This window comes from Chloroflexota bacterium, assembly GCA_014360905.1.
Taxonomy (GTDB): domain Bacteria; phylum Chloroflexota; class Anaerolineae; order UBA2200; family UBA2200; genus JACIWX01.
The window spans coordinates 134,986-149,079 of the sequence record JACIWW010000005.1 but is presented as its reverse complement, the minus strand read 5'-3'; the positions used below and the strand labels follow the sequence as shown (position 1 = coordinate 149,079).

Annotated in this window: 7 protein-coding genes; all 7 read left to right on the top strand. The window is 51.3% G+C overall.

The window, feature by feature from the left end; translation table 11 throughout:
• The first annotated feature begins 386 nt into the window (after positions 1-386).
• The 7 genes from rpoC to H5T67_04000 all read left to right on the top strand — a co-directional run bounded on the left by rpoC (position 387) and on the right by H5T67_04000 (position 14,091).
• Positions 387-4,685, top strand: coding sequence for a DNA-directed RNA polymerase subunit beta' (rpoC, locus tag H5T67_04030; protein MBC7244488.1), 4,299 nt, complete (start codon positions 387-389; stop codon positions 4,683-4,685).
• A 39-nt stretch (positions 4,686-4,724) separates the two neighbouring features.
• A complete protein-coding gene (locus H5T67_04025) occupies positions 4,725-8,000 on the top strand; it encodes a transglycosylase domain-containing protein (GenBank protein ID MBC7244487.1) in 3,276 nt (1,091 codons plus the stop codon).
• 30 nt (positions 8,001-8,030) lie between these two features.
• Positions 8,031-9,065, top strand: a complete 1,035-nt coding sequence (locus H5T67_04020; protein MBC7244486.1) for a histone deacetylase — start codon at positions 8,031-8,033, stop codon at positions 9,063-9,065.
• Positions 9,066-9,146: 81 nt separating this feature from the next.
• A complete protein-coding gene (locus tag H5T67_04015) occupies positions 9,147-10,217 on the top strand; it encodes a GNAT family N-acetyltransferase (protein ID MBC7244485.1) in 1,071 nt (356 codons plus the stop codon).
• A 385-nt stretch (positions 10,218-10,602) separates the two neighbouring features.
• A complete protein-coding gene (locus tag H5T67_04010) occupies positions 10,603-11,385 on the top strand; it encodes a hypothetical protein (GenBank protein MBC7244484.1) in 783 nt (260 codons plus the stop codon).
• A 109-nt stretch (positions 11,386-11,494) separates the two neighbouring features.
• Entirely contained in the window at positions 11,495-13,237 is a 1,743-nt protein-coding gene (locus tag H5T67_04005) for an ATP-binding cassette domain-containing protein (protein MBC7244483.1), read from the top strand.
• Positions 13,234-14,091 carry an energy-coupling factor transporter transmembrane protein EcfT gene (locus H5T67_04000; GenBank protein ID MBC7244482.1) on the top strand — a complete coding sequence of 286 codons (858 nt, stop codon included), beginning with the start codon at positions 13,234-13,236 and terminating at the stop codon, positions 14,089-14,091. Before H5T67_04005 ends, H5T67_04000 begins: the two co-directional genes overlap by 4 nt.
• The last annotated feature ends 3 nt before the right edge of the window (positions 14,092-14,094 follow it).

The window sequence follows — 14,094 nt, the reverse complement described above, 5'->3', positions numbered from 1 at the left end:
GCCAGATCGGCCATAGGCGGTGCTCCTCCTGGTGCAGTTGTTTCCACAATTCTTTTACCACAGGAGCACCCCCTTTTGTCAAAATCGCCTGTACCACCTGGTAACGATCTGTTGGCGCAAGCGCATTCCCAATTTGACTAAATGGCGAATTTGATATATACTATATAAATTGGCTAATAATCCTAAGGAGGATCCCCGGAAATTGATGCATCATGTGGCTGCATCAAAAGCGTAACTTAGGGATTCAGTTGGTATTGTCTTATTGCTATCCTCAAAAATAACAGCGAGGAAGGTCTCGGCTTTCATCCCCCAACACAGTGACCGGGAAGAATACCGAGATTTTTTGCTGTCGAGCCGTTTACTGATTCCCGCTGTAAGATAGCGGGATGGAGTATAGGAGGAATGATTTGGAAATCAAAGATATCGAGGCAGTTCGCATCAGCCTGGCATCGCCAGAACAGATTCGCGAGTGGTCTTACGGCGAGGTTACCAAGCCAGAGACCATTAACTATCGGCGCTTGCGGCCAGAGAAGGATGGCCTTTTCTGCGAGGCGATTTTTGGTCCAACCAAGGACTGGCAATGCTATTGCGGCAAATATAAGAAAATCCGCTACAAAGGCATTGTCTGTGAAAAATGCGGTGTAGAAGTCACCCACTCGCGGGTACGTCGTGAACGGATGGGTCATATTGAGCTCGCGGCTCCAATTGCCCATATTTGGTACACTCGTCGCTCGCCGAGTTACCTGGGCGTGATCCTCAACATCTCTCAGCGTAATCTAGACCGCGTGCTATATTTTGCCCAATACATCATCACAGAGATTGACGAAGACGCACGCCAAAAGGCCTTGCGACGCTTGGACGAGGAACTCAGCCGGGAGAAAGCGCGGCTGAATCAGAGCATTGAGGAGCAAATTCAGGCTCTGGAAACACAGTTGGCTGATGAGTTGCAGCAGCTCAAAGAGCAACAAGATCGCATACAGGCAGAGTTCGAAGAAAAGCTGACCGCAGCGACGAACGAACTGATGAACCAAGCAGCTACTCTGCAGAAGCAGTTAGACCAGTACAAGGAACAAACCGCACCGGTTGATTTCGTTTTCCCGGCAAGCGGCGCTACCATCGTTGCCCAAGGCGAGCTGGTTACCAGGGATGCCTATCTGCGCTTGAACCAGATAGTGGAAGACAAACTGAGCGAAGTTGAAGCAACTATTCAAGCAGAGAAAGCAGAAGCGCTAGCCCCTGTTGAAGCGCGCCAGGATTATCTGCGTCAGATGGTGGCTGACAAACGAGAGGAACTGCAGAAGGAAATCGCTGATCAGCTTGAGGAAATCGAAAAGCGTATTGAAGAACAGCGTGAGGATCTGCTTAGCCTTCGCGTGCGACAGTTGATCAATGAGAGCCGCCATCGCGAACTCGAAGAAAAGTGGCCCAAGGTTTTCAAAGCCGGGATGGGTGCGCAGGCTATCTATGATATCGTCAAGTCCATTGACCTGGAAGCTCTAGCGCTCAAGCTGCGCCAGGAAATCCGCTTATCCAAATCGAAGCAGCAACGCAAGAAGGCTGCCAAGCGCCTGCGCGTTGTAGAGGCTTTAAGGCAATCCGGCAATCGTCCTGAGTGGATGATCCTGACCGTTCTGCCCGTTATACCTCCTGATTTGCGTCCGATGGTGCAATTGGACGGAGGGCGTTTTGCTACCAGCGACCTAAATGATCTCTATCGGCGTGTGGTGAACCGCAATAACCGGCTCAAGCACCTAATCAAGCTCCAGGCTCCAGAGGTCATTGTTCGCAATGAGATGCGCATGCTCCAAGAAGCCGTTGATTCACTGATTGATAATAGCAGACGAGGCAAAGCTATCTCTTTACGGGGAAGCCGGCAACTTAAATCGCTCTCCGATATGCTGAAAGGCAAACAAGGTCGATTCCGCCGCAACTTATTGGGCAAGAGAGTGGACTACTCTGGTCGCTCGGTTATCGTGGTTGGCCCTGAGCTGAAATTGCACCAATGTGGCTTACCAAAACGCATGGCTCTAGAATTGTTCCGCCCATTCGTGATGCAAAAACTGGTGGAATACAACCATGCTATCAACATCAAAGGGGCAAAGCGCCTAATCGAAAAAGAAGCCCCTGAAGTTTGGGAGGTTTTGGAAGAGATCATCCACACCCGCCCTGTGCTTCTTAACCGCGCTCCCACGCTACATCGTCTGGGTATCCAAGCCTTTGAGCCAGTTCTGGTAGAAGGCAATGCCATTCAAATTCATCCACTAGTATGCGCTGCATTCAATGCTGATTTTGATGGAGATCAAATGGCAGTGCATGTACCTCTTTCCGATGCAGCAGTGGCTGAAGCCAGGGAGTTGATGTTGTCCCGCAAAAACCTGCTATTGCCTGCCAATGGCGAGCCTATTGTTGGCCCGACCAAGGATATGGTATTAGGCTGTTACTATTTGACCATGGAATTGCCTGGTGCTCGCGGTGAGGGCAAGGTTTTCTCTGACTACGAGGAGGTCTCTCTGGCTTACAACCTGGGCAAAGTAGATTTGCACGCTAAGATCAAATTCTATACCAAGCCTGGGCCACGACGGAAGGCTAAGCTGATTGAAACGACAGTGGGCAGGGTGCTCTTTAATGAGATACTGCCGCCTGAATTGCGCTTCTACAACGAAGTGATGGATAGGTCTCGCCTGAAAACATTGGTTGGCCAAGCCTACCAGGAATTGGGCCCTGAAGGAACAGCAGAGCTAGTGGATAGAATCAAAGACATCGGCTTTAAGTACGCAACGAAATCGGGTATCACCGTTGCTATCGAAGACCTGACCATCCCGACGGACAAGCCTGCCATTTTGGAAAAAGTGGCTAACGAGGTAGCCGAAGTGGAACGTCAATACCGCCGTGGCCTGATTACCGAAAATGAACAGTACGTCAAGACAGTGGAATTGTGGACTGATGCTACCGAGCAAATTACAAAAGCTCTTGACCGCATTCTCGACCGCAATGGCTCGATTGGTATTATGGCCATCTCCGGGGCAACCAAAGGCAGCCTCCAACCAATACGCCAGCTAGCAGGGATGAGGGGGCTAATGGCTGACCCATCTGGGCGCATTATTGCTTTGCCTATTCGCTCCAACTTCCGGGAAGGACTGAGCGCATTGGAGTACTTCATCTCCACTCATGGTGCGCGCAAAGGTTTGGCCGATACAGCTTTGCGCACTGCCGATGCCGGCTACCTCACACGACGCCTGGTGGATGTATCGCAAGATGTGATCATCAATGATGAAGACTGTGGTACAAAAACGGGCATCTGGATTGAGCGCTCGCGTAGCGAGATTATCAACGACCCCTTTGCCGAGCGGATCCTCGGGCGTATAGCCGCTGGCCGGGTGGTCAGTCCCAAAACCCAGGAAGTGCTTGTCGAAGTGGGTGAGATGATTGACGAGCAGAAAGTCAAGGAGATCGAAGAGCATGGCGTTGAGCGTGTCCATGTTCGTTCTCCACTGACTTGCATGTTGCGCTATGGCGTGTGTGCCACCTGCTACGGACGCGATTTAGCGCGGCGTGAGTTGGTGCGCGTTGGCGAGGCCGTCGGAATCATCGCCGCACAGTCCATTGGCGAGCCTGGCACGCAATTGACGCTGCGTACGTTCCACACAGGCGGTGTGGCAGGTGCTGAAGATATCACCCAGGGATTGCCACGCGTACAGGAATTATTCGAAGCCCGTAACCCCAAGGGCCAGGCTGTTATTACAGATATCAGTGGGGTAGTGCATATTACAGCTCAAGGGGAGATGCGCAAGGTACAGGTTGTATCCAGCGAGATGGTGCATTATCCCTATTCCATACCAAGGAATTACAAACTCCTCGTCAAAGATGGGGATACCGTGCAAGCTGGCGACCCACTGGCCAAGAGGGGCGAACGGCAAATCATCGCCGAAGTAGATGGCCGCGTAGTACTCGAGGGTCGGAATGTGATCCTCTGCCATGAAGAACGGGAGGAGCGCGAATATGAAATCCCTGCTGCCGCTCGCCTATGCGTGGAAGAAGGACAGAGAGTAGAAGCTGGGGACCGCATTACAGAAGGAGCGTTGAACCCTCACGAGATCCTGGAGATATTGGGCGTTGAGGCAGTACAGCAGTATCTGCTAGAAGAGATCCAATTGGTATACCGAACCCAAGGCGTCACGATTCATGACAAGCACATCGAGATTATCATCCGCCAGATGTTGCGCCGTGTACGTGTGACCAGTTCTGGTGATACCAATTTGTTGCCAGGGGATCTGGTGGATAAATTGGATTTCGAGCAGATTAACAACGAAGTAATGGCTGAGGGTGGTGAGCCAGCCACGGCACAGCCAGTGCTTCTGGGCATTACTAAGGCTGCATTGAATACCGAGAGCTTCCTTTCCGCGGCTTCGTTCCAGCACACCATCAGCGTCTTGTCCACTGCTGCAATTGAGGGCAAACGTGATGACCTGCATGGGCTAAAAGAAAGCGTGATTATTGGCAAGCTGATACCAGCCGGCACGGGATTCCGCCGCAGGCAAGAAAAACGGAGAGCTCTGGCTGAGGCTACTGCTCTGGCTATGAGCATGCAATTGCCTGTGGAGACGATCACAGCGCAGAGCAAAGCCAGCAGCACGACGGATACTGCTGTATTCCCTGAAGCGGTACGTGGTAGTGAAAGCAGCTAAAGCAGGATAGCCAAGGGAAGTTTGGATCGAGCCCGAGCGATGGAAACCTGGAAAGCGTACTATTTTCTCCAACGCCGCCGAAAAGATTCTAATCTAGCTATCCGGTTAATCAGCGGGTTGTTGCTGTCAGCAGTGCTCTTGGGCATCTTGACCATAGCATTGGGCTTTGGCACCATATTCGCGGTGTATGCATATTATAGCAGGCAATTACCTTCAGCAGAGGAGATCGGCCATCAGGCGATCTCCTCTTTTAAAACCACCAAGATTTATGACCGCACAGGGCAACATCTGCTGTATGAACTGCTCCCCCCGGAAGGCGGCGATCGCACCTTTGTACCGCTATACCTAATCCCCGAGCATGTCCGCTACGCCACCATAGCCCTGGAAGACAGAACTTTTTATATAAATCCGGCGGGAATCAACATTGAAGGTCTTGTACGTGCTGCTATTAATAACCTGCGCGGATTACCAGTGCAGGGTGGCAGTTCCATCGCACAGCAGTTGATCCGGAATGTGGTCATGACCCCCGAGGAGAGAGCCCAACGCAGCTACGTGCGTAAGATAAAAGAGGCAATCCTGGCCTACGAATTGACACGTAAGTATCCAGGCGTGGAAGGCAAAGATCGCATTCTGGAATGGTATTTGAATACCGTATCCTATGGATTTCCAACCGGAGTGGGTGCTGCAGCGGAGTTTTATTTCGGGAAGCCGGTTTGGGAACTCAGTCTGGCTGAAGCCGCTATGCTAGCCCACATACCCCAATATCCGGCCCTTAACCCCATAGATAACTTCGCCAAGGCCAAACAACGCCAGGAAATTGTGCTTGACCAGATGTATCTTCAGGGCTATATCAGCGCCGAAGAGGCTTGGGCAGCGAAGCAGGAGGAACTCCATATCGTCTCCAAGCGTTTTGACATTACGGCTCCGCACTTTGTAATGTACGTTCGCCAGTTATTGGAGAAAAAATTTGGCTCGGACTTGGTATATCGTGGCGGCCTCCGTGTATATACGACCCTTGATCTCGATCTACAGAATGAAGCAGAACGTGTCGCCCGGGAGTACATCGCTGAGGTCAAAGAAAAGCACGACGTGCATAATGCTGCGGTTGTGGTACTTGATGTCAAGACTGGCGAGATTCTAACTATGGTCGGCAGTCTGGATTATTTCGATCCCTCTATAGCCGGCCAAGTCAACGTAGCCATCTCGGAGCGCCAGCCAGGTTCCTCGTTCAAACCATTTACCTATGTGACTGCCTTTGCGCAAGGATATACCCCAGCCACCATGCTCATGGATGTGCGCACTAGCTTCCCTGATGATCCCAATCCGCCTTATGTCCCAGAGAACCATGACCGGAAGTTTCGTGGCTCAGTGCTAGCGCGCCAGGCATTGGCTTGTTCCCTGAACGTGCCTGCTGTAGCTATGTTGTACCGAGCCGGTGTTAAGAATGTGCTCGATACCGCACATCGCATGGGAATCAATACCTTGACTCGCGACTTTTATGGGCTCAGTCTTACATTGGGTGGCGGCGAGGTTACTTTGCTGGATCTCGTTTATGCGTACAGCGTCTTTGCCAACGCAGGTGTGATGGTGGGTGAGCCAGTATCTACTGAGGATTTGAAACCGGGCTTCCGCGAGCTGAATCCGGTGGCTATTTTGAGGGTTGAAAACTCGGAAGGCGAGACGATCTATGAGTATGGTGAGCCTCAACGTAGAGAGGTCATCAGTCCTCAGTTGGCTTACCTCATTACCAACATCCTGGCTGACAATAATGCCCGTGTTGGTACCTTTGGCCCCAACAGTGTGATCAACCTCGGCCCGAATGTGGCAGTGAAAACGGGAACTACGACCGATTACCGCGACGCTTGGACGGTGGGTTACACTCCACTAGTAACCGTAGGAGTGTGGGTTGGAAATAGTGACAACACGCCTATGAAGAACATGCCTGGTAGCAGAGGAGCCGGGCCTATCTGGCGCGGGGTAATGGAATGGCTTCTCAAAAGGCTGCCAGAGGCCAAGTTCCAACAACCAGATGGCTTGGAATGGGTAGAAGTAGATGCGACCTCAGGATTATTGCCCACACCCTACTCTCCACGCAAGATACGAGAGATCTTTATTAAAGGCACTGCCCCAACCGAGTACGATAATGTACATCGTCCATTTCGCATCTGCCGGGTCTCGGGCAAACTCGCAACAGCGTTCTGTCCTCCCGACGTTGTGGAGGAACAGGTTTTTGATGTTTACCCGCCTGAGGCCAGCGATTGGGTACGGGAAAACCAAATACCACAACCCCCAACGGCCTATTGCGATGTGCATGGTCCAAGCCCGATTACATTGGATGTAGCGATTGCCACCCCCAGCTTATACGCACATGTGGCAGGCATTGTGTCCATCTGGGGCAATGCTCGCCCAGGTGACTTTAGGCTGTATCGGATGGAATATGGCGCTGGAATGAACCCTGCACAGTGGATACCAATCGGCGGCGATCACTACAACCGGGTGGACAACAACATTCTAGAATATTGGGATGTGAGCCAATTGCCGGATGGCTTGTACACTCTGCAACTGGTCGTGATCGAGGGAAGCAGCAACCAACGCTCGGCAAGAGTTCAGGTCATTGTGGACAATACCCCACCAACCGTGGAAATCATTCATCCATTGGAAGGCGCAGTCTACACTCTGGAAAGCGATGAATGGGTCAATATTCAGGTGGATGCCATTGACAACTATTCGATGGACAGAGTTGAATTCTACCTGGACGAGCAACAAATTGGCTATAGCACTGTTGCGCCATTCACCAAGAAATGGACCATCGCACTCTCCGATACGATCCCTAGCTTAATTCGAGATCCTGCCTTGATTAGCAGCACTGTGGTGATCACGAGCGCTGAATTGCATATACAATCCCAGACATTGCTGGATGGCACTGTCATCACAGTTACTCGATCCATTACGGATATGCATGCCATAAGCGCCATCAGTATGTCGCCCACCGGGCGAGGGATTATTTCAGACACCGCGGGTTACACAGAGACCCATATATTGCATGTCATTGGGTTTGATGCGGCTGGCAACAAGACCGAGAGTTCTAAAGTGCGCATTTACACCATCCATAAACCAAAAGAGGAAAAGAAAGGGACGCCGACTCCCGCTGCTCCTACAACAGGCTCCCGCCGCATGGAGGATGAGGCGAGGGCTGTAACCCAGGGCCGTTTGCCGGGAGACCATGTTATGGCTATAAGGTTTCCTATGGAAAGGCTTCCACCTGGAACCATTCGCCCTAGAAGTTACTATAAGCAAGGGGCCACAAATGGATGAGTCCTTTCTTACCTTCGTGAAAGGTTCGCAATGGGCACAGCCTATGTATACGATCCATTGTATCTAAAACACGATGTAGCCGAGCACCCAGAGAACAGCCGCCGGCTGGAATATATTATGAGGCATTTGCAGGAGGCAGGTTTCCTGGAACGTATGCAGAATCTGCCGGCACGAGATGCAACTTTAGAGGAACTCGCTGCTGTTCATCATCCCGGCTACATCGCTCATATACGCGCGACCTCTGAGGGCAGGGCTGGCTGGCTGGATGCGGACACCTATATAGGCCCATATTCTTATGCCGCGGCTTTGCGCGCTGCAGGAGGAGTGTTACGCGCAGTCGAAGCTGTGCTAGAAGGTGAGATAGGCAACGCCTTTGCCTTGGTACGCCCACCGGGACACCATGCTATATCCAACCGCGCCATGGGCTTCTGCCTGTTCAACAACATTGCCATAGCAGCTCGCTATGCATTGCAGAAGTACAAACTGGACCGTGTCCTGATTGTGGACTTTGACCTACATCACGGCAACGGCACACAAGACGCTTTTTACGAGGAGCCACGTGTCCTATACTTCTCGACACACCAATACCCCTACTACCCTGGCACTGGGCACTGGCAGGAAACGGGCCGTGGTGCTGGGCTTGGCTATACGGTCAACGTGCCCCTGCCATCAGGTGTGGGGGATGCTGGCTATCAGCGTATATTTGATGAGATTTTGCTGCCCATCGCTCGACGCTATCAGCCGCAGTTGATCTTGGTATCAGCAGGCTATGATGCTCACTGGATGGACCCCTTGGGCATGATGTTGTTGTCTGTGCGGGGATATGCCAACTTAGTGCGTGTATTGGTCGCGCTGGCTAGAGAACTATGCGAGGACCGCCTAGTAGTGACATTGGAAGGCGGGTATAACCTAGAAGCGCTGGCACTATCTGTCGCGGCTACATTCTCGATGTTATTGGGAGATGAACAAGCACATGATCCCTTAGGGCCTGCGAAACAAAGCGAGCGCTCTATAGATCACGTGCTTCACGCCGTGAAGCAAACTCACGGCTTACCTAACGCTTAGGAAATTAAAAGATCGGGCTATTCGAGCCAAGGAAGAACCTACACCACCGAAGGTACAGAGCACTTACCAGGAATGGAGGCAATGAAACTCGAGATTTACCAAGACAGCAAAGGGTTCGAAGCCTTACAAGCGGAGTGGAATGCTTTGCTGCAGCACAGCACTACGAATGTGCTCTTCATGACCTGGGAATGGCAGCGTGCTTGGTGGGATACTTTTGGGTACGCTAAGAATCTGCGTTTGTTCACAGTTCGTGATGAAAAGAACTCCCTTGTTGCTATCTGCCCTCTCTTTTTCCAACGGACCTCAATTGACCCTACAGCTCCATTGCCGGAGATCAGCGTCGAGCGTCCCCACGTCATAGTGGGAAGCGAACCAAGGCAAACCATGCACCTGATTGGTGGTACAGAAGTCTCGGACTATTTGGATATCATCGCCAGCCCAGAACATCATCATGGTGCTTGTGCGGTATTGCTAAATGCTCTCGCAGAAGAAGAGGATTGGCAAATTCTCGACTTGCGCTGTTTGCCGGCCACTTCGCCTACAGTGCAGACAATCAGCGCATTGGCCAGGGATCATGGTTGGAATGTGCAGCAAACCCGCGAGGATGTCTGTCCTGTGGTAGAATTGCCGCGCACATGGGAAGAGTACCTCAGCACCAGGCTAGATAAAAAACAGCGCCACGAACTGCGCCGCAAGATGCGTCGTGCTGAACAAGAAGCAATTGTGGACTGGTATTGGGTTACCTCTGAAAATTTTGAGGAGGGATTCAAGCTCTTTATCCAATTGCACAAAGCCAGCCATCCGGATAAAGATGCATTCATGGATGAACGCATGCAGGAATTCTTCCACGCTATAGCCCACGCTGCACTGGAGAAAGGCTGGTTACGGCTGAGCATCCTGCGCTTCAACCGATATCCTGTCGCGAGTTACTTGTGTTTCGATTATGGAGGAGACCGGCTTGTTTATAACTCTGGCTTTGATCTAAGCGCTTATGCTGACTTGGGACCAGGGATTGTACTACTAGGCTACTTAATTGACGACGCAATAAGACAGGGCTGTAGGCGATTCGATTTTCTGCAAGGCGGCGAACGCTATAAATATGACTTTGGTGCGAGGGATACCGAGGTGCTGCGGCTGTTCATCCAACGGTAACAAGCAGGATAAAATATCGTAGTTGCAGGGCAATCCTGAATAGACATTTTATCCCATCACTACTATCTATCATGTTGACTGACCTCTATGTGCGCAATGCTCCGGTATGGCATACAGACAGATATGCACAGACCACGAGAACAGCAATGCGCCTTCTCCAGCGCCACTTAATCATCTGGCAGCAATTGATGATGGTGATAAGCACACACCGTGACGCAATGACCACACCGAGTGCAAGTTTCGGGATGGTTCAAGGCAGGTGTTTTTATCCATGAATAAAAAGGAGTAATATCCAAAAATACAGCAATTTCAGACAGAGAGTGTTGTCAGATATATACTGGATCGTAAAAGAAGTGCACCAAACATTCAAAAGGAGGGAAATACCATGTCTATTAGCCCTACTGGTGAAGAACGTAAGGTAAAGCTCCTAGGTGGAGCAACTGTTGATGGAGCACCAATTGCTTATATTATCGTGTTGGCAGCAGTGGTAACGGGGCTGGCTCTTATTCCGCTCTCGGTTGTGCTCGGTTCTGGCAAGAGCTTTCCTATGAGCCAGGGGATTTATCCCCTGGTTGGCTGGCTCTTGGGTTCGATTGCCGGAGCACTCGCCAGCGGTGTCGGCGCATTGCTCGGCATTTTCATTGCCCCTCATACGACGACCGTGCCAGTGGCTACGGTACTGGGAGCTATTATGGGGAGCTTCACCGCTGGTGTAATGGCCACAACAGGTCCGCGCAAGAACTGGTGGCTGCCCTTATCGGTCTTGTTCTGCATTATTTACGGCTTGTATGGAGGGCGGGCAGTACTACAGAATGGTGTGCGTGTCAGCGCTCTCTTGCTGGGTTCGTTCATTAATTGGTCTGCTTTGCTCCTATTCATCTTGCCAACCCGTAGTTTAGCAGCCCGTTGGATTGGGCATCAAGACCTGCGGCAAGTTGCCAGTGGCCTTTTCCTGGGTACCTGGATGGTGGCAGGACTCGCACATCTTACGTCAGCCGTTATCGTCTATTTCGTAGTCAACTGGCCAGAGGCAGTTTGGTTGGCAATGGCTCCGCTTGCCCCTCTTGAGCATTTGGCTCGCTGCGTGGTAGGAACAGTTATTGGCACCGGTGTAATCGCTGGCTTGCGAGCAATTGGTTTGGTCAAGCCTACCGCTGCGATTTATTAGGCATTCGAACCAACGCGCTTGTCCTTCTATTAACACCATATTTTGATCGCTATAGGTTATCTGCCCATGTTCTTCCGAGAAGCGTCTAGATACCAGGAGCTCTCGTGATATGACGAGTGAGCCAATTGCTGTTCTCGACAAGGTGTCGTACTTATACCCCCGTTCTCAGAGGCTGGCCCTCTATGACATATCCCTAGAAATCTACAGAGGGGAGTTTCTTGGCCTTATCGGCCCCACTGGCGCGGGCAAAACAACGTTATGCCTAACGCTCAATGGGATCGTGCCTCAGTTTTATGGAGGCCGATTCTTTGGTAAGGTAACCGTAGCAGGGCTTGACACCCTAGACCACCCTATCAGCACACTGGCTCAGCACGTAGGCATGGTATTTCAAGATCCTGAAACGCAACTCATTGCTACATCTGTAGAGAATGAAATCGCCTTCGCCTTGGAAAACCTGTGTGTGCCGCGTGATGAAATCAGGAGACGCATTCCCCTCGTGCTCGAGGCTGTTCGACTGGAGGGAATGGAACACAAGCATCCTCATGAGCTCTCGGGAGGGCAGAAGCAACGTTTAGCCATCGCTGCTGCGCTGGCGATGCAGCCGGATTTGATGGTTCTAGATGAACCAACTTCACAGTTGGATCCAATAGGTGCCGAGGAGGTTTTTGCCACTGTCCGCAAACTGAACAAAGAGATAGGCATGACTATCGTAATGGCTAGCCACGCTGCTGAGGAGATGGCTGAGCACGCAGACAGAATCGCCCTTCTGTTCGATGGCCATATTATTGCGGTGGGTGCAGCTGACGAGATTTATTCCCAAATTGAACTCCTCTACAAGCATTATCTGCGGCCACCCCAGGTGTCTGAGACCTTCTACATGATTGGCCAACGCGGAGGTTATCTTGCCAAGTTGCCTGTGCGCATGAACGAAGGAGCAACCGCGTTGACCGCGCTACGCAAACAATGCGTGGTCAAAGCGTCGGAAAACTCGTACACACTCTTACCGCGTAGTGGCGAACCACTGCTCTCCGTTAAAGAGTTGAAATACATCTATCCTGATGGCACCCAAGCATTGCATGGCGTGTCACTGGATATCTACGAGGGCGAATATGTGCTTATTATCGGTCAAAATGGCGCTGGAAAGACCACGCTCGTCAAGCATTTTCTCAACCTTCTGCAACCAACGGAAGGGATGGTCAAGGTTGCCGGTATGGACGTACGTGAGCTTGCTGTAAGCGAGCTAGCTCGACGCATCGGCTACGTTGCCCAAAACCCTGATAACCAGATCTTTAGCACCACAGTTGGAGAGGAGGTTGCCTTCGCCTTGCGCAACCTGGGATACAGCAAGGAGGAAGTTGAGACACGGACAGTAGAAAGCCTAGAGGCGATGGGACTGCTGGCAGTGCGCGATGCGCATCCTCTTTCACTTCCTAAAGGAGACCGAGCCCGCGTGGTGATTGCTGCCATCCTGGCGATGAAACCACAAGTCATTATTTTCGATGAACCTACAACAGGACAGGATTTCCGCGGAGCGCGTTTTATCCTCGATGTCAGTCGCAAGTTGCACCAGATGGGCAAGACGGTGATCGTGATTACCCACCATCTTTACCTTATGCCGGAATATGCAGAGAGGGTAATTGTCATGGGCAAAGGGACAATTTTGCTTGATGCACCAATCCGTGAAGCCTACCACCAAGTCGACCTATTGCGTTCTACATTCCTCTCGCCACCCCAGGCCGTTCTCCTGGCCAAGCAACTTGGCCACGAAGATGGACGAGACCTTAAACTGCTCACGCCCAAGGAAGTTGCCAACTGCTTCATTTGCAATGCGACTGAGAGAGGTGTTGTATGAGTGTGCTCAAGTTTCAAACTGTTGAGCGTGATTCCCTTTTCACGCGCCTAGATTTCCGGCCAAAGTTGCTCATGATCTTGGTCATCAGCATTGTAGCCTTTGTTTGGGAAAGTCCCATTACGCTAGCTGCTTTGACGTTGGCCGTTCTGGCTGCTTGCTGGCTGGCTAGGGTCAAAATGAATTATGTCAAGATAATAATCCGGGTGATGGCTCCATTCTATATCCTATTGCTGATCACGCATGGATTTTGGAATATTGAGCAGGTCAAGTCGCTGACGGGCAAGCAGGTGCTAACGCCTCTGTTCACCTTCCCCCATCATTGGTGGCTGATCGGCGGAGCGAGCATGTCTTTGGAAGGATTTCTCTATGGTTGGTCGGTAATTTTCAAGACGCTGACGCTGGTGTTAGTAATCCCGCTGGCCATATTCACTACTGAGGTGGATAACATGATCGTAAGCATGGTAAAGGCCAGACTTCCCTACAAATTAACCTTTGTCTTCTCTTCCACCATGCGCTTTTTCCCTCTGCTTTTTGAGGAGATTCAGACGATCATCGAAGCGCAACGGTTACGTGGACTGGCTGTGGAGAAAATGGGGCCAATCCAGCACTTACGCATCTATGCCAAGGTTGCCGTTCCGCTTGTTTTGGGAGCAATGGTCAAGTCGCAGCAGCTGGAAGTGGTCTTGCAATCGAAAGCCTTTACCGGTAGCTCTGAACGAACTTATTTGCATGAGTCAGTTCTGCGTGGCGTTGACCTGGCCGTTATTGTCTTTTTCATTCTGTTCTTCATTATAGCAACCGTGCTCTACCTCTGGCAGGGTGTTGGCAAGTATGCCTGGCTTCTCTTTCGCTAATAC

Bases quoted from the DNA above. Each gene is read 5' to 3' on its own strand.
- rpoC (MBC7244488.1), top strand. From the start codon at position 387: ATGGAGTATAGGAGGAATGATTTGGAAATCAAAGATATCGAGGCAGTT.
- H5T67_04025 (MBC7244487.1), top strand. From the start codon at position 4,725: ATGGAAACCTGGAAAGCGTACTATTTTCTCCAACGCCGCCGAAAAGAT.
- H5T67_04020 (MBC7244486.1), top strand. From the start codon at position 8,031: ATGGGCACAGCCTATGTATACGATCCATTGTATCTAAAACACGATGTA.
- H5T67_04015 (MBC7244485.1), top strand. From the start codon at position 9,147: ATGAAACTCGAGATTTACCAAGACAGCAAAGGGTTCGAAGCCTTACAA.
- H5T67_04010 (MBC7244484.1), top strand. From the start codon at position 10,603: ATGTCTATTAGCCCTACTGGTGAAGAACGTAAGGTAAAGCTCCTAGGT.
- H5T67_04005 (MBC7244483.1), top strand. From the start codon at position 11,495: ATGACGAGTGAGCCAATTGCTGTTCTCGACAAGGTGTCGTACTTATAC.
- H5T67_04000 (MBC7244482.1), top strand. From the start codon at position 13,234: ATGAGTGTGCTCAAGTTTCAAACTGTTGAGCGTGATTCCCTTTTCACG.